Origin of the sequence: Enterococcus montenegrensis (assembly GCF_029983095.1) — a bacterium.
GTDB lineage: Bacteria > Bacillota > Bacilli > Lactobacillales > Enterococcaceae > Enterococcus_C > Enterococcus_C montenegrensis.
This window is the reverse complement of sequence record NZ_CP120467.1, coordinates 1,293,473-1,318,549: the sequence shown is the minus strand read 5'-3', so window position 1 is coordinate 1,318,549 and position 25,077 is coordinate 1,293,473. Positions and strand designations below refer to the sequence as shown.

The 25,077-nt window shown below is 37.6% G+C and carries 19 protein-coding genes; 5 read left to right on the top strand and 14 right to left on the bottom strand.

Translation table 11 applies throughout. From position 1 onward, the window contains the following. Window positions 1-5: 5 nt before the first annotated feature. On the bottom strand, window positions 6-296 hold the full coding sequence (locus P3T75_RS06420; RefSeq protein ID WP_206902740.1) for a hypothetical protein: 291 nt from the start codon (window positions 294-296) through the stop codon (window positions 6-8). A gap of 398 nt (window positions 297-694) precedes the next feature. Between P3T75_RS06420 and glmS the strand changes: the two genes are divergently transcribed. Together glmS and P3T75_RS06410 are read left to right on the top strand one after the other, a co-directional pair. Next, on the top strand, window positions 695-2,500 hold the full coding sequence (glmS, locus tag P3T75_RS06415) for a glutamine--fructose-6-phosphate transaminase (isomerizing) (protein ID WP_282462505.1): 1,806 nt from the start codon (window positions 695-697) through the stop codon (window positions 2,498-2,500). Window positions 2,501-2,669: 169 nt separating this feature from the next. Further along, window positions 2,670-3,866 carry an amidohydrolase family protein gene (locus P3T75_RS06410; RefSeq protein ID WP_282462504.1) on the top strand — a complete coding sequence of 399 codons (1,197 nt, stop codon included), beginning with the start codon at window positions 2,670-2,672 and terminating at the stop codon, window positions 3,864-3,866. 69 nt (window positions 3,867-3,935) lie between these two features. On the opposite strand, the gene glmM is transcribed toward P3T75_RS06410, so the two are convergent. The 3 genes from glmM to cdaA are packed head-to-tail and all read right to left on the bottom strand — an operon-like array spanning window position 3,936 to window position 7,294. After that, on the bottom strand, window positions 3,936-5,291 hold the full coding sequence (glmM, locus tag P3T75_RS06405) for a phosphoglucosamine mutase (protein WP_282462503.1): 1,356 nt from the start codon (window positions 5,289-5,291) through the stop codon (window positions 3,936-3,938). Between the two features lie 33 nt (window positions 5,292-5,324). After that, a complete protein-coding gene (locus P3T75_RS06400; protein ID WP_282462502.1) occupies window positions 5,325-6,413 on the bottom strand; it encodes a CdaR family protein in 1,089 nt (362 codons plus the stop codon). Further along, complete coding sequence (gene cdaA / locus P3T75_RS06395) at window positions 6,410-7,294, bottom strand: diadenylate cyclase CdaA (protein ID WP_206902735.1); 885 nt, start codon at window positions 7,292-7,294, stop codon at window positions 6,410-6,412. Before cdaA ends, P3T75_RS06400 begins: the two co-directional genes overlap by 4 nt. A gap of 204 nt (window positions 7,295-7,498) precedes the next feature. Here cdaA and P3T75_RS06390 point away from each other — a divergent pair, with 204 nt between their 5' ends. After that, window positions 7,499-8,017 carry a thioredoxin domain-containing protein gene (locus tag P3T75_RS06390; protein WP_230710768.1) on the top strand — a complete coding sequence of 173 codons (519 nt, stop codon included), beginning with the start codon at window positions 7,499-7,501 and terminating at the stop codon, window positions 8,015-8,017. 143 nt (window positions 8,018-8,160) lie between these two features. On the opposite strand, the gene whiA is transcribed toward P3T75_RS06390, so the two are convergent. From whiA to uvrB, 7 genes are all read right to left on the bottom strand, one after another. Next, entirely contained in the window at window positions 8,161-9,096 is a 936-nt protein-coding gene (gene whiA, locus P3T75_RS06385) for a DNA-binding protein WhiA (RefSeq protein WP_206902733.1), read from the bottom strand. Between the two features lie 51 nt (window positions 9,097-9,147). Then, window positions 9,148-10,134 (bottom strand): gluconeogenesis factor YvcK family protein, encoded by a 987-nt coding sequence (locus P3T75_RS06380; RefSeq protein ID WP_206902732.1) that lies wholly within the window; start codon window positions 10,132-10,134, stop codon window positions 9,148-9,150. Continuing rightward, entirely contained in the window at window positions 10,131-11,015 is an 885-nt protein-coding gene (gene rapZ / locus P3T75_RS06375) for an RNase adapter RapZ (RefSeq protein ID WP_206902731.1), read from the bottom strand. Before rapZ ends, P3T75_RS06380 begins: the two co-directional genes overlap by 4 nt. A gap of 388 nt (window positions 11,016-11,403) precedes the next feature. Then, window positions 11,404-12,114, bottom strand: coding sequence for an amino acid racemase (locus tag P3T75_RS06370; protein WP_206902730.1), 711 nt, complete (start codon window positions 12,112-12,114; stop codon window positions 11,404-11,406). A gap of 5 nt (window positions 12,115-12,119) precedes the next feature. Further along, window positions 12,120-13,331: a carboxylate--amine ligase gene (locus P3T75_RS06365; protein WP_282462574.1), complete on the bottom strand. Its 1,212-nt coding sequence runs from the start codon at window positions 13,329-13,331 to the stop codon at window positions 12,120-12,122. 184 nt (window positions 13,332-13,515) lie between these two features. Next, window positions 13,516-16,335 (bottom strand): excinuclease ABC subunit UvrA, encoded by a 2,820-nt coding sequence (gene uvrA, locus P3T75_RS06360; RefSeq protein ID WP_206902729.1) that lies wholly within the window; start codon window positions 16,333-16,335, stop codon window positions 13,516-13,518. A 53-nt stretch (window positions 16,336-16,388) separates the two neighbouring features. After that, the gene (gene uvrB / locus P3T75_RS06355) at window positions 16,389-18,383 is read right to left on the bottom strand and encodes an excinuclease ABC subunit UvrB (RefSeq protein ID WP_206902728.1); all 1,995 of its coding nucleotides are present in this window, start codon (window positions 18,381-18,383) and stop codon (window positions 16,389-16,391) included. Window positions 18,384-18,745: 362 nt separating this feature from the next. Here uvrB and P3T75_RS06350 point away from each other — a divergent pair, with 362 nt between their 5' ends. Both P3T75_RS06350 and P3T75_RS06345 read left to right on the top strand, forming a co-directional pair. Then, a complete protein-coding gene (locus tag P3T75_RS06350) occupies window positions 18,746-20,896 on the top strand; it encodes an amino acid ABC transporter substrate-binding protein/permease (RefSeq protein ID WP_206902727.1) in 2,151 nt (716 codons plus the stop codon). Window position 20,897: 1 nt separating this feature from the next. Next, the gene (locus P3T75_RS06345; RefSeq protein WP_206902726.1) at window positions 20,898-21,635 is read left to right on the top strand and encodes an amino acid ABC transporter ATP-binding protein; all 738 of its coding nucleotides are present in this window, start codon (window positions 20,898-20,900) and stop codon (window positions 21,633-21,635) included. Between the two features lie 252 nt (window positions 21,636-21,887). Here P3T75_RS06345 and pcp read toward each other — a convergent pair whose 3' ends face one another. The 3 genes from pcp to dnaJ all read right to left on the bottom strand — a co-directional run bounded on the left by pcp (window position 21,888) and on the right by dnaJ (window position 25,037). Then, on the bottom strand, window positions 21,888-22,532 hold the full coding sequence (pcp, locus tag P3T75_RS06340) for a pyroglutamyl-peptidase I (protein ID WP_282462501.1): 645 nt from the start codon (window positions 22,530-22,532) through the stop codon (window positions 21,888-21,890). A gap of 15 nt (window positions 22,533-22,547) precedes the next feature. Further along, on the bottom strand, window positions 22,548-23,612 hold the full coding sequence (locus P3T75_RS06335; protein WP_282462500.1) for an iron-containing alcohol dehydrogenase: 1,065 nt from the start codon (window positions 23,610-23,612) through the stop codon (window positions 22,548-22,550). A 255-nt stretch (window positions 23,613-23,867) separates the two neighbouring features. Next, the gene (dnaJ, locus tag P3T75_RS06330) at window positions 23,868-25,037 is read right to left on the bottom strand and encodes a molecular chaperone DnaJ (protein WP_206902723.1); all 1,170 of its coding nucleotides are present in this window, start codon (window positions 25,035-25,037) and stop codon (window positions 23,868-23,870) included. Between the last annotated feature and the right edge of the window lie 40 nt (window positions 25,038-25,077).

Here is a 25,077-nt window from a genome sequence, read left to right as displayed (position 1 = left end):
GACTATTAATATAAATTTTCAATTACAATGACCGTTTCTTCTGCACCTGTAGCCTTTACTTTTTCGGCTTTTTCACTTAACGCAAAACCGCCAAAATATTCCTTACTAACAGGATCTTGCACTTCAAAATAGCGCGCTTTTTTCACTTCAATACTTTCTGGTGAAACCTCTTGCAAACTATCCCAGCCTGTATCTAAAAAAATTTTGGTTTCTTCTGTGATTCCAGCTGTCGCCTCTAATTTTGCAACAGCGGCTTTTAATTGTTTAAAAGACATGCAACGTACGATATTGTCCATTTGGTCCTCCTTTTATTTTGATAGAATAATCCATCACCTGTTTTCTTTGTATCCCTTACGATGAAAAGAAAGGTTTTATCTTTCTCATTGTAGCGAAAAGAAAGCAAAAAAAACAGCGATTAAGTAAATAATTGTAAATTAGAAAAAAATAAAAATGCAACGTATTTAAAAAAAATTAAAATTGGAATGCTTGAAATAAGACTATACCAATTAAAGAAAATAAAATTTATAATTGACAAAACCCAATATAAATAATATCATTTTGAATGTCGTAATAATTAGACCAATAAAAATAAATCTATACCAATTTATTTTTATCCTATCTTTTACTTAATAAAAGCACTCCAATAAGAAGACAAAAAGAAAACAAGATTGAAATAAGAAAGAGGTTTTTTTACATGTGTGGAATCGTCGGAGTCGTTGGAAGAAACGACGCAACAAAAATTATCTTAACTGGTTTAAAACGCTTGGAATATCGCGGCTATGATTCAGCAGGAATCTATGTCGCTGGCAAGAACAATAATCTGCTTAAATCTACTGGTCCCATTAAAAATTTAGAAGCAAAATTAACCCCAGCTATTACTGGCACAATGGGCATTGGACACACACGTTGGGCCACTCATGGTAAACCAACTGAGGAAAATGCGCATCCTCATACAAGTGAAAAAGGTGAGCTGGTTTTAGTACACAATGGCGTTATTGAAAATTATGACGAATTACGCCAAACGTATTTGAGTGAAGATACATTTTACGGTCAAACAGACACTGAAATTGCCGTTCACTTAATTGCCCATTTTAAAAATGAAGGCTTACAAACAAAAGATGCCTTCAAAAAAGCATTACGCTTAATCGAAGGATCTTACGCTTTTGCCTTAGTTGATACACAAGATGATACAACTATTTATGTCGCAAAAAATAAAAGCCCTCTTTTAATCGGCTTAGGGGATGGCTTTAATGTTTTATGTAGTGATGCCTTAGCAATGTTAGATCAAACGAGCCACTTTGTGGAATTAATGGACGGTGAAATGGTCACACTAACCGCAACAGATGCAATCATTGAAGATGCAGCTGGTCAAATTATCAACCGTGATTTTTATGTTGCAGAACTGGATGCAAGTGACATTGAAAAAGGAACTTATCCTTATTACATGTTAAAAGAAATTGATGAACAACCAGTTGTCATGCGCAAAATTGTACAAAAATATCAAAATGAAGATGGCTCAATTGCGATTGATCCCAACTTGTTAGCTACTTTAGAAAATAGCGATCGCGTTTATATTGTTGCATGCGGCACTAGCAATCATGCTGGTTGGGCAGCTAAGAAATTTTTTGAAACCTTAACGCAGTTACCTGTAGAAATTCATCTATCCAGTGAATTTGGCTACAATATGCCGCTACTATCGGAAAAACCATTTTTCATCTACTTGAGTCAAAGTGGTGAAACAGCTGATAGTCGTCAAGTTTTAGTAAAAACAAATGAATTAGGCCACCCTTCTTTAACTATTACAAATGTAGCCGGCTCTACTTTATCAAGGGAAGCAACTTATACTTTGCTGCTTCATGCGGGTCCTGAAATTGCCGTTGCCTCGACTAAAGCTTATACCGCTCAAATCGCGGTTATGGCTGTTTTAGCTAAAGCTTTGGGAACAAAAAAAGCTATTCTTGCAGCGAATGAATTTGATTTATTCCACGAGTTGGGTTTAATCGCCACAGCAATGGAAACAATGATTAATGAAAAAGAATTGCTAGAAGAATTAACCGCAGAATACTTAACACACACCCGCAACGCCTTTTACATCGGCCGGGGCAATGACTACTATGTTTCAATGGAAGCTGCTTTAAAACTAAAAGAAATTTCTTATATTCAAGCAGAAGGTTTCGCAGCTGGCGAATTAAAACACGGAACAATCGCCCTAATTGAAGATAGAACCCCTGTAATTGGTATCATTACTGACGCTGCAACTGGCTTACACACGCGGGGAAATTTACAAGAAGTAAGAAGTCGCGGGGCTAATACCCTTGTAATCGCAACAGAAGAATTAGCAAAGCCAGATGATCAAATTTTATTACCCACGGTTCATCCGCTGTTGACTAGCCTACTAGCAGTTGTCCCAACGCAGTTAATTGCCTACTTTGCAACATTACAAAGAGGCTATGATGTTGATAAACCACGAAACTTGGCAAAATCTGTCACCGTCGAATAAGACCGTTACTTTAACCTGCTTATGACCATCCGTTGTCGTAGGCAGGTTTTTTAATAGCTTTTTGGTAAAACCTTATTATGGCATTTCTTTGTGTTTATAGGTCTACAAAAAGCAAACGTTGGCTTTTTTATCCATTTCAAGCTATTTTAAATGAAGACGGAGGTGCTTTATGAAAACTTTATTAAAAAATGTCCGCGTGGAAACTAGTTATCTGACAGAAAATGATTTCACCTACGGAACTGCGACGAAAAATATTGCTGTGGCCTTTGAAAATGGAATAATTACAGCGGTCTTTACCAGTGACCAAGTAGATACCAAAACCGATTACACCATAATTGATGGACAAAATGCTTTAATTTTACCTCAATTGCGGGAAATGCACGTTCATTTTGATAAAAGTAAATTAGGTATTCCCTGGACACCGATTGAGCCTGTAAAAAACCGCGTGGAACGTTTCACAAAAGAAATTGCCTATTTAAAAAATGCACCGGTCTCTTTTAGCCAGCGCATGGAAAATTTAATTCATTTAGAACTTTCTTATGGCGTTACGCATTTTCGCTCCCATATTGATGTTCATCCTGCTGTGGGGCAAAGTTATTTAGAGGCCGCACAAGCTGTTTTAGCAAACTACCAGGACCAATTGGATTATGAATTAGTGGCTTTCCCCCAACACGGTCTCCTTTTATCCCACGCCTACAATGAAATGAAACTGGCGTTACAAAATGGTGCTAATCTCGTTGGCGGAGTCGACCCAATTAGTATTGATAACAACTTAGAAAAATCTTTAAACCAAACGTTTGATTTAGCAACACAATTTGATGTGCCCATTGATTATCATCTTCATGAACGAGATGATGACGCCAGAAAAGCTTTCGCTAAAATTTTAGCGCTAACAGAAGAAACCAATTGGCAAAAAAGAGTTACGATTAGTCACGCTTATGGGTTACGAGATTTAAATAAAAGTGAGCAAGCTGAATTATTTTCACGTCTTGCCGCCAATCAAATAACAATTATTTCCAGCATCCCCTTAGACTTTGTTATTCCGCCTTTAACAAAATTAAAACAAGCCGGTGTGAAAACCCAGATTGGTTGTGATAATATTTACGATTGCTGGTCACCTTTTGGTAATGGTGATGTGATGGATAAACTTAATCGCTATGCAGAAATGTTTGACTTAACCTCACAAAAAGAGTTAACGGAAAGTTTAGAATTGGTCACCGATCAAAAATTAATCGCTCCTAACGGTTGGTTAAAAAGCGGGATGCCCGCTAATTTTACTTTGGTAAATGCCACCTCTAAAGCCAAATTTGTAGCTCGAAAACTCCCTGTTAGTACCAGTTACTTTAAAGGCAATAAAGTAAAATAATTTTAGCTATACTTGTGATTGGAACTGCAAAAAAAAATGACAGATTACAATTTGTAATCTGTCATTTTTTTATTTAGCACCAATTTCGGCTTGTACGACTGCCGCGATTTTATCAACATAGTAATTTACTAATTCATCCGATGGCGCTTCTGCCATTACGCGTAATAATGGTTCTGTCCCTGAAGGTCGAACCAAAATACGTCCTTCACCATTCATTTCTTTTTCCGCTTCTTCAATTACAGCTTTAATCGCTGTAACTTCCATCGCACCATTTTTGTTTGTGACGCGAATGTTCACTAATTTTTGCGGATAAATTGTTACCTCTGCCGCTAGTTCAGATAATTTTTTGCCGGTTTCTTTGATGATACTTAACAATTGGATACCAGAAAGCATTCCATCACCGGTAGTATTAAAATCGAGGAAAACCATGTGACCTGATTGTTCGCCACCAAAATTGTAATCATTTTTTCGCATTTCTTCGACAACATAACGGTCGCCAACTTGGGTGATCACATCTTTTAAGCCAATAGCTTCTACTGCTTTATGGAAACCTAAATTACTCATTACAGTCGTTACAATTGTATCTTGTTTTAAACGTTTTTTTGATGCTAAATATTTTGCACAAATGTACATAATTTTATCACCATCGACAATATTTCCTAACTCATCCACCGCAATCACACGGTCACCATCACCATCAAAGGCAAGGCCTGCATCAGCACCTTTTTCAACGACAAAAGCCGCCAATTTTTCCGGATGAGTAGAACCAACACCATCATTGATGTTTAATCCGTTAGGGGAAGTTCCCATCGTATAAAAGTCTGTTTCTAAATCAGCAAATAGGCGGTTGACACTTGTTGCAGTTGCACCATTTGCAGCATCAATACAAACTGTTAAACCTGATAAATCTCCTGAAATAGTTTGTTCTAAAAACTGTGAATATTTCAAAAGACCTTCTGGAAATTCTTCAACTGTCCCCAAACCTTCAGCCGAAGGACGTGGCAGAGTATCTTGTGGTGCATCCAGTAGCGCTTCGATTTCTGCTTCCTGATCATCCACTAACTTGAAACCGTCACTTCCGAAAAATTTAATACCATTGTCTTCAGCAGGATTATGAGACGCTGAAATCATGACTCCTGCACTCGCTTTTTGCACACGGGTTAAATAAGCCACACCTGGCGTTGAGATGACGCCCAGTGTAAACACTTCAATGCCGACAGATAATAACCCGGCAACCAATGCATTTTCCAATAATTGACCAGACATACGGGTATCGCGGCCAACTAAAACTTTAGGCCGATGTTCACTGTTCTCATGTTGACTTAATACATAGCCACCACAACGCCCTAATTTAAATGCTAATTCTGGTGTTAATTCAACGTTAGCTACGCCACGAACACCATCCGTACCAAAATATTTACCCATTATTCTTACCTCACAAAATTGTTTTAGTTAATTTTATTCATTTGCCGTTGCATCAACAGCTGATTGACTTGTCTCGCTGGTTTCCACCGTAGTTGTCGCTGGAGTTGTTTCAGTTACGCTAGAAGAAGTTTGTGACTGTCTACTAGAGGAATTCGTCGTTGACGTGCTTGTTGTATTGTGTACCGGCGTGATTTCTACTTTGACTGTCTTTGGTGATGCGACGATGCCATCTTCGGTTGGAACAACCACTTCTCTGGTTGTTTTCTCTGTAATATTCGTAATATCCACCGGTAGCGCGAGACTTTCAATTCCATCAAGTTTTGATTGTGGTCCTCTTAGCACCGTTGAAAGGGTATCTAATTTAAAATCATAATGGGAAATCCCATTAGGCAATGTCCCTACTTGCGAAGCATACAGACTGACAATTTTTTCTGGCGCTTTTACTTTTACAATAACTTGTGCTTCTTGGGGATCTGAAACAACACTCAAACGATTCCCCTCTTTATCCAATGCTTCAATCGTTGCTTTTTCTTCAAAGTCAGCACTAGCTGTTTTAGAAGGATCAATTGTTGCAACTACGCGATCAATTTGGGCTAACGTCTTTTCACCAGTGGTAATCTGAGCTTCTTCTGGTTTTACCGTTACACTATCAACTGAGAACCCTTCCCCTAAATTAGAAGAAGAAACAACCGGATGGATTTTAAAAGATTGCGTTACTTTCTTTTCAATCGTCACGGTAACTTTAGTTGGATTAATCGTATAGCCCACAGCGCTACTGCCGTTTTGAATCCGTAATTTCACTTCATGGGTACCTTCTCCTAATCCGGTTAAATCACAAACGACACGGAATCCTCTGGTATCCGGATTTGCTTCAGCATTTAATTGGATACGATTGGCACTGCTTAATTTCACCGAAACATACGGATCAAAGCCTAGAATATAATATTTATCCGAGTCATAAACCGGATGAATTTGCACTTTATTAACTGTTTCTTCAAAATTTTCCGGATTTGTGTTCAATGTCGTTTGAACATTACGTCCGTTGGCATTAAAAAATAAAATCAAGCTGAAAACCAACGCTAAGAAGCCATACAAGATATTGCTTTTGCGACTTGAATTCATTTCTTACCTCCTTTAGCGATACTTTCGATAAAGGATTGCAGCTGGTTTTTCTTTGTCTCTGTTTTTTCTTCTGGAATTAATTCTCTGTGTAAAATTTTCAAATATTCTTCTTGGGATAATTCTGACAACAGTTGATTATTCAAAGTAATACTTACCCCACCAGTTTCCTCTGAAACAACTACGGTAACCGCATCACTAACTTCACTAATCCCAACTGCAGCTCTGTGGCGTGTGCCAAATTCTTTTGGAATTAACATACTTTCTGATAATGGCAAATACGCACAAGAAACAGCAATTTTGTCATTGCGAATAATGACTGCACCATCATGTAGTGGCGTATTGGGTATGAAAATATTAATCAAAAGCTCACCTGTTATATCCGCCTCTAATGCAATCCCTGTTTCAATATACTCTTCTAAACCCGTATTTCTTTCAATGGTGATTAACGCACCAATTTTACGTTTGGACATATATTGAATCGCTTTGTCTAGTGATGTAATCAGCTGTTCATCTTCTTTTTGCTCTTGTTTGGTCGTCTTAAAGAGGGTACTACGTCCAAGATGTTCCAACCCACGTCTTATTTCAGGCTGGAAAATGACAATAGCCGCTATCACTCCATAGGTAATAACTTGATCCATCAACCAAGACAAAGTATGCAAACCAATGAGTTCAGCTCCAAACCGGATCGCAATAAAAATTGCTACTCCTTTAAATAGCTGAATTGCTTTGGTGCCGCGAACAAGTTGGATTAACTTATAGACGATATACCAGACAACCAGAATATCCAAAATATTAACGAAAAAGTTCCAAGAAAAAATATCGACATTAAACATTTGTTTCCAATAATCGATATTAAATAATTCTTGAATGCTAAATGACATAGGCAGACTCCCTTTACAATTGGACTTACTTCAATAGTATAGCACAGCTTTTCTATCCCCTCACCTGCAAAACCATGGAAGTTACAATTTTTTCACAACTCTTTTTCATTTTTCTTTGAAATCGGTCTACTTAAACACAACATTTCCCATTTCTTTAAACTTTCGCTAAACTAAAAAAGAGAAACAATGAGAGGATGAAAAAAATTGGATATCACAATTATTAATGCAAACGAAACAAATGGCGATGTGGGAATTATAATTGGCAATAAAAATGCGAAAAAAACACTTGTAGAATTTATTAACTTACGCTGTCCTTATTGTCGTCAATGGTTTTTAGAACATGAAGATTTATTAAATCAAGAAGTGGCAAGTGGTAATCTAAAACGGGTTATAAAACTCTACGATAAAGACAAAGAAAGCTTACAGCGGGGTAATGTCATGCACCAGTACGTCACAAAAGGTGATGCGACAAAAGCTTTAGCAGATATTAAAAAAATCTTTTTATCCCAAGATTTATGGGGAGATTTATCTTTAGATTCTGTTGTTAAATTTGCTGAAAGTGACTTGAAATTAGCCAACTATGCCGATGAGCTGACTCAAAAAGCGATTATGGATGAGGCAAAAAGAGCCAACATTCAATTTGTCCCGACAATGATTATCGACAATCATATTTTTGATGAAGGAATTAGTGAGGCTACATTATTAGAGTATCTTCATCAATAAAAACGTAAAAAAACCGAGGGTAGTCTGTGTCGCTTTTATTAGCAGCACAAGCTAACCTCGGTTTTTTTCATTAAAATTAGCAGTACAGGTAAAACATCTGCCAACTATTTCTTATGGTCTTTTTTACGCCTTTTGTAAAAAATTTAACTTGCCTGCTCTCGTAATCGATCAGCAAATTCATTAATTTTGCGAATGCGGTGGTTAATTCCCGACTTTGAAATAGCACCAGAAGGAATCATCTCGCCCAGCTCTTTTAAACTTACCTCAGGATGTTCCAAGCGTAACTCGGCAATCTCTTGTAATTTTTCAGGCAAAGCCTGCAACCCCACCCGTTGTTCGATAAATTCAATATTTTCGATTTGTTTTGACGCTGCATCAATTGTTTTATTTAAATTAGCGGTCTCACAATTCACCAAACGGTTAACCGAGTTGCGCATATCTCGGACAATTCTGACATCCTCAAATTTCAACATGGAATTTGTAGCACCAATTAGCGTCAAAAAATCGGCAATCTTTTCGGCTCCCTTTAAATATGAAATATAGCCATTCCGTCGATCTAAAGTTCGCGCATTTAAATCATAATAATTGAGCATTTCACAAATATCTTGATTGTGCTCTTCATAAAGCGAATAAATTTCCAAATGATACCGACTCGTTTCCGGATTATTCACCGACCCAGACGCCATAAAAGCTCCCCGCAAATAAGAACGCATCTTTTGGGCATTTCCCATAATCTCATCAGAAATATGGGTTTGAAACATCAGACCATCCATAATCGCAAGTTCATTTAAAACTTCTTGCGTTTTTTCCTTCAAACGAACGATATAGACATTATTTTTTTTCAATTTCATCTTGCGTCGTACTAATAGTTCGCTACGCACCCCAAAATGATCTTTTAATAACGAATAAATCCGTCGAGCAATCGCAGCATTTTCTGTTTGGACGTTTAAGACAAATTGATGGTTGCTTAAACTCACCGACCCATTCATCCGAATTAAAGCTGCTAATTCAGCTTTTGCATGTTCTTTATGCACTTCTAAAGTCGTTAATTCTTTTTTTACATCCGCAGCAAATGACATCACAATCACCCCTTTCTACTACAAAAATTCAATTGGATCAATGAATTGCTATTAATACAAAATACGTAACAATTCTTCTACAACTTTTTCACCATCATGGAAAACCCCACCATCTCGCAACTGTAAAAAATCAGCCGAGACAACGCGACAACCTTCTTTTCGCAACGCTTTAAAATCGTGTTTTACTTGCACCAAATATTCATCGTAAACTTCTGGATCCATATATCCTTCAGGAACCTTTTCTGTATTTACTAAAACAGTATCCACGAAAGGTTTCTTTAGATGCTGATGAAGAACTTGAACGTGATTGGCGTCTGTGAAATGCTCGGTCTCTCCTTTTTGGGTCATGATATTGCAAATATAAACTGTTTCTGCTTTTGTTTCTAGAAGCGCTTGTCCAATTTCTGAGATCATCAAATTCGGCAAAATACTTGTAAATAAACTACCGGGTCCTAAAACAATCATATCTGCTTCCATAATCGAAGATACTACTTTTCGAGCCGCTCTAGGCTCACTATCTCCGTCTTGATTACGGACAAAAACATGATCAATTGTTTTACGATCGATGGCAATTTTAGACTCCCCAATCGCTTGGGTACCATCTTTAAAAACCGCATGCAAAACTAATGGTTTCTCACTAGAAGGATAGATATTGCCGTCAACGTGCATCATTTTTGTTAACAATTGAATTGCTTCATACGTACTGCCACGCATTTCAGACATCGCTGCAATAATCAAATTTCCAAGGGCGTGATTTGCCAAAAACTTATCACTTTTTTTAAAACGATATTGAAAAATATCTGCGTAAAGTTTGGGCATGTCAGATAACGCGACTAATACATTGCGTAAATCTCCTGGTGGCGACATGGCAATGGAGTCGCGAATTTCGCCACTGCTTCCTCCGTCATCAGCAACAGTGACAACAGCTGTAATATCAATTCCTTGATTTCGTAATCCCCGTAAAATGACTGGTAGTCCCGTTCCGCCACCGACTACTACCACTTTTGGTTTGCGGATTCGATACGTCTTCATTTTCATGAGCGATTCACCGTCTCTTTACGTTTATCCTTATCGCGGTGCGTGATATTAACTTTATAATTTTTACTTAATGCTTGGCCCACTCGCTCAGTTAATGCAACCGAACGATGTTGGCCACCGGTACATCCGATTGCAATCGTCAAGCTACTTTTCCCTTCTTTGACATAACCAGGCATAATGGTTTCCAACAATTGATAAAATTGTTGATAAAATTGCTCAGTTTCTGGAAAAGACATTACGTAATCATACACCGCTTGATCTTTACCAGTTAATGGACGTAGCTCTGGAATATAATGTGGGTTGGGTAAAAAGCGAACATCCATCACAATATCCGCATCAATTGGCAGACCGTATTTAAAACCAAAAGAAATCATTTCAATGCGAAATCCGCCTTCACTAGACGTTTTAAATTCTTGATTAATTTTTTCTCTTAATTGGCGAGGGGTTAAATTAGTCGTATCTACCACAAATGTTGCTTTGGTTTTCAAATCTTCTAAAATAGCCCGCTCTTTCCTGATACCTTCTGTAATTAAACCATCCATAGCTAATGGATGCACTCGTCTGGTTTCTTTGTACCGGGAAACCAGTTCTTCATCTGAAGCATCTAAGAAAAGAACTTGCGTATCAATAAAATTTGTATTTTCGATATCCACTAACATTTCTTGAATTTCTTCAAAAAAAGAACGGGAGCGTAAATCAACAACCAAGGCAATTCTCGTTACTTTACCAGATTCTTTAATCAGTTCCCAAAATTTAGGAATTAAAGACGGCGGCATATTGTCGATACAAAAATAGCCCATATCCTCAAAACTTTGAATTGCCACTGTTTTACCGGCACCACTCATACCAGTAATAATGACTAATTTTAAATTGTCTTGCATATTAAAAGCTCCTCTCATAGTTAAATCGCCGTTTCAAAGAAACGACGATTTCTCACAAACATTATAACATTCCGGGCGTATCATTAGCAATAAAATTACCCTAGGAAATAAAAAAGCTTTATAAAATAATCAAAATAGCGACGCAGTTATAGCAACACTTGTAAATATCTTTTAAACCTAACTAAAAAACAGACCATTTATTTATAAATGGTCCGTTTTTTTATAAAGCAAATATAAATTTTTTGTAAGAAAAAAATTGATTTGACACTATCTAGCTTTCAAACTAGCTAGTTTCATGAATCAATTCCGCTGACAAGCTAAAATTTGCGAACATGAAAAAGGCATGGACACAAATTTTACTCGTATATCACCGGGATAAATGATCCCCTCAGCTCTTTTTACGATCTGCTAACGCGCGTTCAATTGTTCGATCAACTAAAATCGACTGCGCATCAACCACATTGTAAGGATTGTCTGTAGCGAATTCTTCCATTAAGGATAATTCTGTACAGCCTAAAACGGCGCTGGCGCAGCCACACTCTTCAATTGCTTCGGCCAAAATTTCGTAATAGAGTTCCTTATTTAAAAAATCATTTTCTTTAATATCACGATAAATTAAATCATTTACTTTTTGTTGTAACTTACTTTCAGGCAACATCACTTCAAAGCCAACTTTTTCCAGTTCCCGTTGGTAGACTCCGGCTTTTACACTGCCCTCGGTACCTAAAAAAGCAACTTTGCCCCCTTTTTGTCGGCGACTCATCTCAATAGCTGCCTCTCTTGGCATATGCAAAATTGGAATCTCTGTTGCAGCTTGTAATGTTTCAAAAAAGTAATGGGCTGTATTACAAGTTAAAACAATAAAATTCGGTTTTAATAAATTTTGCTTGGCAATATCATCCAATAAAAAAGGTAATGGATTTTCTGCTGTTGAATCTAAAATGTACGCCGTACGGTCAGGAACAGTAGCATGATTAAACAAAACATAATTTAAATAATCCTGATCTTTATGGGTAACAGTACGATGGTTCAACAAACGAACAAAACTTTCGGTTGCTTGCGTGCCCATCCCACCTAAAATACTAAAAAAGTTTTCCACTTAGTTTAGCCTTCTTTCTCACTGAAGTATTTCTTAAAGCCTGTCACGTAGTTGTGGAAAGCGTATTTCATCAATACATAGCGACGAATAGATGAATCTTTATCATAAAATAACGTTGTGCCATAACGGCCAGCTTTGATTAGTTTTTCCGCGTATTGTTTATCTGCATTGTCTTTAGCATATTTGCGAAAAACTTTTTTTGGTACGCCAAGCCAAACTTTTGCCTTGGGATTATCCTTACGTCCATATTCAGTCTTTCTAAAGACGCTATTAAATACTAAGTCTTCGGTCACATATTTTGCTAAATTAAATCCGCTTAAGGTTACAAAGAAGCTGCTACGCCCTTGACGCAAGTTAATTTCAAACAATTTATATTGCCCGTCACGGCGATCGTATTTCATATCAAAATTGGCAAAGCCAACGTAATTAATCTTTTCTAAAAAACTTTTAATGGTTTGGTAAATTTCGTCATTTTGATCCGGTACGATCACAACGTAATTGCCAACTGCCGCCGGTGCTGGATCTTCTAATAAAGGATGACCCAAAAACATAAAACGCGTGTTACCCTTTTGATCGACATATGCGTTTAATACCCGCATATTGCTGTCATCCCCGGGAATAAAGTCTTGAGCAATCATTTCACTTTGGTAACCAGCTTTATATAAACGATCTAAAATCGTATTGAACTCTGTCAAATTATCAATGATAAAAGCTTTTTTACGACCTTCAAAGTCTACAGACAACCATTCCACACTATTCGCTGGTTTTAACGCTACAGGAAAATCAAAAGGTAATTCTTGATTTAATTTTCCCGCTGCGACCATATCTTTTGTAATGATCAATGTCTTGGGGTAAGGCAGCTGGTATTTTTCACAAATATCATAAAAACTAACTTTATTAATTAATTTTTCAAATAAGGAATAATCGTTGGCAGCAAAAACATAATAATCTTTCAAATCTTCTTTGTGTTGGGACAGTAATTCTGCATAGCCGTCCCCGCAGGCTACTAATAAATACTTTATACTTGGATCATTGTACTTAGAATTAGCCAATTCCAGTAATTTCTCACTAAAAACAGGATCTTGATCAAAGCCTGCAATCACATTTACATCCACAATTTTACTGTACTTTGTTGGCGCTAATTGAAAAGAAGCATACGCCGTTGACTTCATGCCATATTCTTCATAAAAAGCTCGGGCCATGCCATAAACATTCATATCACTACCTAATAATATGGGGACAAAAGGTTGTTGTTCCACTTTTTACCACACTCACTTCATGTTTTACTTTAAATAATTTCAATATCTTCCTTTAATACAACATTCGTATCATACCATAAAGAAAAAGAGCAATCAAAAGCTATCTTCTGACTGCACCCTTTCTAAAAGAAATATTATTGATTTAAACTAAAACTTTTTTCAAGTAGTGACCTGTGTAGCTTTCTTTTACTTTAGCAATTTGTTCAGGGGTCCCTTTGGCAATAATCATACCACCACCATCGCCGCCTTCTGGACCAAGGTCAATCACGTGATCGGCTGACTTAATGACATCTAAGTTATGTTCAATCACCAAAACTGTATTTCCTGCGTCAGCTAACCGTTCCAAAACTTTTAGTAAACGCGCAATATCATCTGTATGAAGCCCAGTAGTTGGTTCATCCAAAATGTAAAAACTTTTTCCATTGGAGTTTTTATGCAATTCACTGGCTAACTTCATCCGCTGCGCTTCTCCACCTGATAAAGTTGTTGCAGGTTGACCAAGGGTAACGTAGCCCAAACCGACATCCACAATTGTTTGTAATTTGCGATGAATTTTTGGAATATGTTTGAAGAATTCCACCGCATCTTCTACTGTCATATCTAAAATTTCAGCAATATTTTTACCTTTGTAATGAACTTCTAAGGTTTCAGAATTATACCGTTTCCCATGACATACTTCACACGGAACATATACGTCTGGCAAAAAATGCATTTCAATTTTAATAATCCCATCACCGCGGCAGGCTTCACAACGACCACCTTTTACGTTAAAGCTAAATCGTCCTTTTTTATAACCTCGAATCTTTGCCTCATTGGTTTTGGCAAATAAATCACGAACATCGTCAAAGACACTAGTATAAGTAGCTGGGTTACTGCGTGGTGTACGTCCAATTGGACTTTGATCGATATCAATTATTTTTTCAATTGACTCATAGCCGGTCATTTTTTTGAATTTCCCTGGCTTGTTGGAGTTACGGTTAATTTTTTGTGCCAAGGCTTTTTTCAAAATTTCATTCACTAAGGTTGACTTTCCAGAACCAGAAACACCAGTAACTGCAATGAATTTACCTAAAGGAAATTCGACGTTTACATTTTTTAAGTTGTTTTCTGCGGCACCGGTAATCTTTAATTTGTTGCCATTACCTTTTCGCCGTTGTTCAGGTACGGAAATGACCTTTTTACCTGATAAATACTGACCAGTAATCGAATTAGGATTTGCGGCAACTTCTGCTGGCGTACCAGCAGCGACAATTTCCCCACCTTGTGCGCCAGCACCAGGACCGACATCAATCAAATAATCAGCAGCCCGCATGGTATCCTCATCGTGTTCCACCACGATTAAAGTATTTCCTAAATCACGCATCTTCCGCAGCGAATCTAACAGGCGATCATTGTCTCGTTGGTGCAAACCAATAGAAGGTTCATCTAAAATATACAATACCCCAGATAAGTTCGAACCAATTTGAGTGGCCAAACGAATTCGTTGCGCTTCACCACCAGACAATGTCCCAGCAGCGCGACTTAACGTTAAGTAATCCAAACCAACATTTTGTAAAAAGTTCAAGCGATCGCCAATCTCTTTTAAAATTGGTTTAGCAATCATTTGTTCTTGTTCTGTCAGTCTCACAGTTTCAAAAAAGTTTAACGCTCCATGAATAGCCTTTTCACTGACTTCACCAATATGGGTACCATTAACTTGGACCGATAATGCCTGTGGATTTAAACGATAACCATGACAAGCTTCACACGTAAGTTCTGTCATATAAAGTCGCATCTGGTCACGGGTAAAATCACTATTGGTTTCATGATATCGCCGTTTAATATTTGTCAAAACGCCTTCAAAAGGCACCTCTACATCTCTGATACCGCCAAAGTCATTTTCATAATGAAAATGGAAAGTCTCACCATTTGAACCGCGTAAAACGATTTGTTGTTGTTCTTCGGGTAATTTTTCAAAAGGTGTATCTAAATCAATTCCAAAACTATCACAGGCTTGTGCTAACATTTCTGGATAATATTGTGAACTAATTGGATTCCAAGGAACAATCGCTCCTTCTCTTAGTGTTTTACTTTGATCAGGAATCACTAAATCCAAATCCACTTCCAATTTAACCCCAAGGCCATCACACTCAGGACAAGCTCCAAAAGGTGCATTAAAAGAAAATAGACGTGGTTCCAATTCTCCTACAGTAAATCCGCAATACGGACAAGAGTAGTGTTCACTGAATAATTTTTCTTCTTGACCGATTACATCTACTACAGCATAACCTTTTGCCAAATGTAAAGCAGCTTCAAAGGAATCAAATAGGCGAGAACGAATCCCATCTTTAACCACAATGCGGTCAATTACAATGGCAATTTCATGTTTCAAATTCTTTTCTAGTTCTGGTACTTCACTGATGTCGTAGATTTCACCATCTACGCGTACCCGGACGTAGCCTTCTTTTTGAATCAATTCAAAAACTTTTTTATGTTGGCCCTTTTTTTGATACACAATGGGAGCTAAAATTTGAATTTTCGTTCTTTCTGGTAAAGTTAGAACCTCATCTACCATTTGTTCAACTGACTGACTCGTAATTTCAATATGATCATTGGGACAAATCGGGTGCCCAACACGAGCATACAACAAGCGCAAGTAGTCATTAATTTCTGTGACTGTCCCAACTGTTGAACGCGGATTTTTACTCGTTGTTTTTTGATCAATAGAAATAGCTGGACTTAAGCCATCAATACTATCAACATCTGGTTTATCCATTTGCCCTAGAAATTGTCTAGCATAAGCCGATAAACTTTCCACATAGCGCCGCTGTCCTTCAGCGTATAACGTATCAAAAGCAAGTGAACTCTTTCCTGACCCGGAAAGACCCGTCACTACAACTAGCTCATCTCTAGGAATCGTAACATCAATATTTTTTAAATTATGGGCTCTGGCGCCATGAATCACGATTTTATCATTTGCCATATTTTTACTCCTTAATGAGATTAACAGCACCAAAAGATGCTGTTAATCTCAATTTATTCCGTAGCTTTTAATTCTAAAATTGTATCGCGCAAAGTGGCTGCTGTTTCAAAATCTAATGCTTTGGCAGCTTCTTTCATTTCTTTTTCCAACTTAATTAACAAGATATCTTTTTCTTCTTTAGTTAATTCATCATAGTTTGCCAACGTAACTTCTTCACCTGTGTCATCACTAGCTTTGGTGATGGCAATCAAATCACGAATTTCTTTAATGATAGTTTTTGGCACGATTCCGTGATCTTCATTATATTTTTCTTGAATACTACGACGGCGGGAGGTTTCATCCATCGCTTTTTGCATCGAATCGGTAATCTTGTCGGCATACATAATAACTTTACCTTCTGAGTTACGGGCAGCACGACCAATTGTTTGAACTAATGAACGTTCACTTCTTAAGAAACCTTCTTTATCAGCATCCAAAATTGCAACAAGAGATACTTCAGGCACATCCAAGCCCTCTCTTAGAAGATTAATTCCTACTAATACATCAAATTTACCTAAACGTAGATCGCGAATAATCTCAGTTCGCTCCAATGTCTTAATATCACTGTGAAGGTACTTAACTTTAATCCCTAATTCTTTAAAATAGTCCGTTAAATCTTCTGACATCTTCTTCGTTAACGTTGTGACAAATACCCGTTCATCTTTTGCCGCTCGTTCATTAATTTCTCCCACTAAATCATCAATCTGTCCCATAATTGGCCGGACTTCAATCAACGGATCTAATAGACCAGTTGGCCGAATAATTTGTTGCACCACAGTGTTCGTTTGCTCTGCTTCGTATGGACCAGGTGTAGCTGAAACATAAATAATTTGATTGACGTGCTCTTCAAATTCCTCTAGTCGCAGCGGACGGTTGTCTAAGGCCGAAGGTAAGCGAAAACCATAATCTACTAACATTTGTTTTCTGGCTCTGTCTCCATTATACATACCGCGAACTTGGGGCATGGTGACGTGGGATTCATCTATGACAATTAGAAAGTCATCGGGAAAGAAGTCAATTAACGTATAAGGTGGCTCTCCTTCTTTACGGCCGTCTAAATGACGAGAATAATTTTCAATCCCAGAAGTATAGCCCATTTCCCGTAACATTTCGATATCGTAATTGGTTCTCTGCTCTAGTCGTTGTGCTTCAAGTAATTGATTATTTTCTCTTAAAACTTTCAAGCGCAAATCCAATTCATTTTGAATAGAAGCAATTGCCGACTCTAGATGATCTTCATTGGTTACAAAGTGAGTAGCTGGAAAAATTGAAACATGTTCTGTCTCGGCCATTATTTCACCAGTCAGGGCATCGACTTCTCGAATGCGATCGATTTCATCACCAAAAAATTCGATTCGTAATGCGCGCTCATCTCTTGAAGCAGGGAAAATTTCCACTACATCTCCTCGGACACGAAAACGTCCCCGTTGAAAATCAATATCGTTACGTTCAAATTGAATTTCTACTAAGTCTCGTAAAAGTTGATCACGGCTGATTTCCATTCCTACCCGCAACGAAACAACTTGTTTTTGATATTCCATAGGTGAACCTAAACCAAAAATACAAGAAACTGAGGCAACCACCACAACATCATTGCGTTCCAAAAGAGCGCTGGTTGCAGAATGGCGTAATTTATCAATTTCATCATTAATACTGGAATCTTTTTCAATATAGGTGTCAGAAGATGGAACATAAGCTTCGGGTTGATAATAATCATAGTAACTAACAAAATATTCAACCGCATTATCAGGGAAGAATTCTTTGAACTCACCATACAATTGGCCTGCCAATGTTTTGTTGTGGGCAATAATTAAAGTCGGTTTATTAACCTCTTTAATAACATTTGAAATTGTATACGTCTTACCAGTACCGGTAGCGCCTAGTAAAATTTGCGCTTTTTTTCCCTCGTTAACCCCTGCTACTAATTGGCTAATAGCTTCTGGTTGGTCACCGGCTGGTTCGTATTTTGAAACCAACTGGAATTGATTGGAGGTCACTCGATCAATCATTCACATCTTCCTCCTTAAAATATTTTATCTCTACAAAAATTGTATTCTTTTCCTATATAAAAGAAAATAGATACGCATTTTGTCCACGAAATATTTTAACATACCGAACATATTTTCGCTAGTTTTCTGCTACGTCTGAACCTTTTCTTAATGTTACTTTTTATAACATGAGTTGTAACTTTTTAAGACTTTTTTCTCATAATTCACAAAAAACATTGTTAAGCAACAGATTACTGCATATAATATTTCATATGTGAATTTTTATATCCACTTTTTATCTGCAGTTAAGAAGGCTTAATCTGCCTGCCATTTCTAAAGGCAGACAGAAGCCTTTTAACATTTATTTATAGGAGGAATTAACTATGAAAAGAAAGCTGATCTTATGTTTATCTTTTTTGGCAGGCTTTTTAACTTTAGCCGTCAATAAACCCGCTGCCGCTGCAGAAGAAACATACAAAATCGGAACTGATATCACTTTTGCCCCCTTTGAATTTCAAAACGAGCAAAATGAATATGTCGGTATCGATATTGATTTACTAAAGGCAATTGCAAAAGACCAGGACTTTAAAATCGAATTAAAACCCTTGGGCTTTGACAGCTCGATTCAAGGTGTCCAGTCAAATCAATTGGACGGTATGATCGCTGGGATGAGTATCACCGACGAACGTAAAAAATCTTTTGACTTTTCAGATCCTTATTACGATAGCGGTATTCAAATGGCCGTTGCAAAAGGCGATACCAAAATTAAAAACTACACCGACTTAAAAGGGAAAACTGTTGGTGCCAAAGTTGGAACAGAATCTGCAACTTTCTTGGAAGAAAATAAAGAAAAATACGACTATAGTATCAAATTATATGATGCCGCTGACGCTCTTTACGGTTCATTGAATAACAATACAGTACAGGCAATTTTCGATGATGAACCTGTTTTAGGTTACGCGGTTAGAAAAGGACAACCTTTACAATTAGTCGGTGACAAAGAAAAAGGCAATTCATATGGCTTTGCTGTCAAAAAAGGCAAAAATGCAGAATTACTAAAAAAATTCAACGCTGGCTTAAAAGACTTAAAATCTAGTGGCGACTATGATAAAATCGTGGCAAAATATGTTGCTAAAAGTGAAGATACTGCTGCTACTCCGATGAAAAAAATCGAACCCAAAAAAGCAGAATATGTCATTGCCAGCGATACTGCTTTTGCACCTTTTGAATTTCAAAATACAGATAATAAGTACGAAGGTATTGACGTTGACTTATTAAATAAAGCAGCCCAGATGCAAGGTTTTAAATTAAAATGGAATCATATTGGTTTTGCCGGTGCTGTCCAAGCAGTTCAAGGTAATCAAGCCGATGCTATGATTGCTGGGATGACGATCACCGATGAACGCAAACAAAGTTTTGATTTTTCTGAGCCTTATTTTGAATCGGGAATTCAATTAGCCATAAAAAAAGGCAATGACGAAATCAAGAGTTATGCTGATTTAAAAGGAAAAAAAGTTGGCGCGAAAATAGGAACTGAAAGTGCTGATTTCCTCCAAAAAAATAAAGATAAATATGGCTACACGATCAAACAATATGATACAGCTGACGGACTTTATGATTCCGTTCGCGGGGGGCAAATTGACGCTATTATGGATGACTATCCCGTAATTGGCTATGCTATTAGCCAAGGACAAGAACTAGCTACCCCAATCAAACGTGAAAGCGGCGGTTCATATGGCTTTGCTGTTAAAAAAGGACAATCTCCGGAACTTTTGGAAATGTTTAACGAAGCCTTAAAAGAAATGAAACAGACCGGTGAATATGACAAGATCTTAAATAAATACATTGCTGATGGCAACGAACAAAAAAAATCTACGGTTGATGAGTCAACCATTGGCGGTTTGTTGAAAAACAACTGGAAAGTTTTACTAGAAGGATTATGGAAAACAATCTCACTGGCTTTAATCTCTTTTGTATTAGCACTTGCAATTGGTGTTATCTTTGGTTTGTTTAGCGTTGCGCCAATCAAAGGTTTACGTATTTTTGCTTCAATTTATGTCGATATTATTCGTGGGATTCCAATGATGGTACTCGCCTTCTTTATCTTCTTTGGTTTATCAGATGCAATTGGCTTTACCATTCCCGACTATACGGCTGGGGTTATCACATTAACCCTGAATGCTAGTGCCTATATCGCTGAAATTGTCCGTGGTGGTATTAATGCAGTTCCTGTGGGACAAATGGAAGCTTCTCGTAGTTTAGGGTTAGGCTATACCCATACCATGCGCAAAATTATACTGCCCCAAGCTATTAAAATCATGATTCCATCATTTGTTAACCAATTTGTTATCTCGCTAAAAGACACCACCATTATTTCTGTTATTGGGGTTGTTGAATTGCTTCAGACTGGTAAAATCATCGTAGCCCGTAATATGCAAAGTACTTACGTTTACCTAATTATCGGTGTTATGTATTTAATCGTAATTACTGCCTTAACTCGTCTGGCGAAAGTTTTAGAAAAGAAGGTGAAATAAGATGGCAGAAAAAATTAAAGTAACCAACTTAGTTAAAAAATATGGTGACAATACCGTCTTAAATGATATGAGTATCACAATTAACGAAGGCGAAGTTGTGTGTGTAATCGGCCCATCTGGTTCAGGTAAAAGTACATTTTTGCGTTGCTTAAACCGACTAGAAGAACCTACCAGTGGCGATATCGAAATTGATGGTACCCACTTAATGGCTAAAGAAACGAACATCAACAAGGTTCGTCAGCATATCGGGATGGTATTCCAACATTTCAATTTGTTTCCTCATCTATCCGTGATGCAAAATATTACTTTAGCACCCACCGACCTTGGTCGGATGTCAAAATCAGATGCCGAAAAAAAGGCAGTTAGTTTATTGGAAACAGTTGGCTTAGCTGATAAAAAAGACGCCCTGCCTGGTAGTTTGTCTGGCGGTCAAAAGCAACGTGTCGCTATTGCGCGTGCACTGGCGATGAACCCAGATATTATGTTGTTTGACGAACCAACTTCAGCACTAGATCCCGAAATGGTTGGTGACGTTTTAAATGTCATGAAAAAACTAGCCAAACAAGGGATGACAATGGTCATCGTTACCCATGAGATGGGATTTGCAAAAGAAGTTGCCAATCGTGTTTTATTTTGCGATGGTGGCAAATTTTTAGAAGACGGCACTCCAGATGAAGTCTTCAATAATCCTACTAATCCGCGGACCAAAGACTTCTTAGATAAGGTCTTAAACGTCTAATTACATTAAAAAAAAGCAATCCTCTGCTAAGTTTTCTTAACAGAGGATTGCTTTTTTATGTGAATAAATCATGCGGTCAAAGATTATCCCTGTCAGGCTCCACGAATCAATCCTCACCCACAGGCAAAAATTTATACAAACGAAAAAAATTTTAATAAATTTTACTTTTATGTCTCAAAGCCGAAATATCCCTCCAACTTTTCTTAATTTTAAACAAATGTAAGTGTAATTTTATTTTTTCAGCAAATCACATTAATGTTTCGTTCCACCAACAGTTTTGATATCTTCTTGCCCAGAAGTAGCTATTGCGGCAATTGCTGCTGTTAGACCAATTACAATGTCATTTATACTCATTGCGGGCTGTTGTGGTTTTGTAACAACCTGTTCGAAAATGAAAGGTACGTGGATAAACCCACCTTTTAAATTTGGATATTTTTTATCAATTAAGTATTGCACATAATACATAATATAGTTGCAAACAAAACTACCCGCCGTATAAGAAATTGCCGCTGGAAGTCCTTTAGCATTAATTGCCGCTACCATGGCCTTTATCGGTAATTGGGTAAAATACGCGGTTTGCCCATCCGTAACTATCGTCTCGTCAAGCGGCTGATTTCCGGCATTATCGGCAATTCGCGCATCAGCCAGATTAATCGCTACCTTCTCAGGTGTAATCGCAAAGCGTCCTCCCGCCTGACCAATATTAACTACGACATCAGGTTTGTTTAATTCAATGGCATTTTCAACTACTATACCAGCTTGTCCAAATACTGTTGGAATTTCCAACTTAATAATTTTTGCTCCCGCAATTTCTTCTGGCAGACGTTTCACCGCCTCTAAGGCGGGGTTGATTTTTTCTTTGTCAAAAGGATCAAATCCGGTTACTAAAATCTTCATTTTAAGCTCTTCTTTCTATGCTAACTCAGTTAAAGCCGTGCTGATTTTTGCTTCATCTACTTGTTTACCAAGGTGATTTCCAGCTTGCTTCGTTAATAAAATTTTCTTAGCAAGATCCCTAATCATGGTTTGAGATAAATTCAAATTAAGTTCTGGTAAGGTAGTCGGCAGTTTCAAACTCGTAAATAATTGACGGTAATCCTCATACTCTGTTCTCCTTTTTTCAATTAACAACTGTAAAAGTAGTCCTACTGCAACAATTTGACCATGACTGCCTCTTACGCTCAATTGGCAATCTCCCATTATCACGTTATGAAAACTATGGGCCAAACTCAAGCCGCCATTTTCAAACCCCAAACCACTTAATAAAATATTGGACTCTACGACATTTTCAAAAGCAGCATTTATGATGCCATCCTTTTGTGCTCGTAGTGCACTTTTAATATCACGTATTAAAACGTCGTGACACGTTTTAGCTAAACTTAACGCTGCTAGGGTCGGTTTGGCACCAGCAATATTTACGCCCTGATCCTCCCAAACACTTCGCGCCTCAATATAAGTTGCAATACCATCGGCAAAACCTGCCACTAGCATTTCTTGAGGTGCCGCAAAGATAATTTTAGTATCCACTAGAACGATTTCAGGATTTTTAGCATAAAAATTATAGCGTACAAAATTTCCTGCATCATCATAAATAACAGAAATTCGCGACGTAGCAGCATCCGTCGCTGCCGATGTAGGTAAGACGGCAACAGGTAAGTGATTGTTATTTGCAACCATTTTCCCTAAATCCATTGCCTTCCCACCCCCTAAAGCAATGATAAATTGATAATTATCAGTTTGAATCATCTCTTTAGTCTTTGCAAAGAAAGTTGCTTGACTGCTGTGATCTACTAAAACAGCGGCACTTTCAATTTCTACTCTGTTTAAATTCTCAACCAACTGCTCTCCTACCATCTGCATCACAAATGCATCAGTCACAATTAAGGCTTTTTTACCTAATCGTTGCAAGCATAAAAGTTCTGTTTGAAAAGCCGCAAATCCTTGGATATAAACTTGGGGGCTAGCAAAAACGCGCATTCTACCACTCCTTTTATCTGACTATTCTAACTATAACTCAAAATAAGAAAAGCTTCACGAAATTATTTAATTTCACAAAATTAGATAAAGCGGCAAAAAACATAAGTCACTTTTTAACAAATATTTTTTAAGAAAATTAGGATATGGATATAATTTTCGTTACTATTTATAAAATAAACGGTTGTCTAAAATTAACTTTCTTCCAATTTCAAAAGAAAAAGAGTTCATCAGATTTCTCTGATGAACTCTTTTATCTTATTTTTTCTTACCGCCAAAGGCATCTTTCATTTTATCAAAGAAGCCTTCTGACTGTTGTTCAGTCAATTTTGTTCCACTAACTTCAGCAAATTGACGCAATGCTTGTCTTTGCTCTTCGCTTAGATTTTTAGGTGTAATCAATTTCACTTTTACGTGTTGATCACCATTTCCGCTTCCCCGCAATTTTGGCGCACCTTTACCACGTAAACGGAAATTCGTTCCGGTTTGTGTTCCAGCTGGAACTTTTAATTTCACTTCACCATGAACTGTCGGCACATTAATTTCATCCCCTAATGCAGCTTGAACAAAATTAAGTGGTAATTCATAATAAATTTCAGCCCCATCACGATCAAAAATGTCACTTTCTTCTACGCGAAAGACAACATATAAATCACCGTAAGGTCCACCGTTTTCACCAGCTTCTCCTTGGTTTTGTAGACGCATTTGTTGCCCATCTTCCACTCCGGCAGGGACAGTCACTTTTACTTCATGAGCTTTCTTTTCATGACCTGATCCATGACAAGTTGGACATGGATCTTTGATTTCTTTACCTGTTCCATGACATACATCACAAGTCTGACGACTCATCATCCGTCCTAGAGGCGTTTGGCGTTCAACATTAATCGTACCAGAACCATGACATTTTGAACACGTCACGGGTTGTGTACCTGGTTTAGCACCATTTCCGCCACAAGTATGACAGACTTCTTCACGATTGTATTTAACCGTTTTTTCCACCCCAAAAATGGCTTCTTCAAACTTTAAATTAACCGCATACTGTAAGTCAGCACCTTGTCTTGGTGCATTGGGATCAGCAGAACGACCGCCGCCACCACCAAAGAAGGATTCAAAAATATCTTCAAAACCGCCAAAACTACCGCCACCGCTGAATCCACCATAATTACCGCCGCCAAAGCCACCATAGCCTCCGCCGTAATTCGGATCAGTACCAGCATGACCATATTGATCATATGCCGCCCGTTTTTGCGGATCGCTTAAAATTTCATAAGCTTCCGAAATTTCTTTGAATTTGTCTTCTGCATCAGGTTCTTTATTAATATCAGGATGATACTTTTTGGAAAGCTTGCGATATGCTTTTTTGATTTCGTCATCGGAAGCTCCCTTTTGTAGCCCGAGGACTTCGTAATAATCACGTTTGTCTGCCATAGGCTTTCCCTCCACATACATTTAGTCTCACTTGGGTATT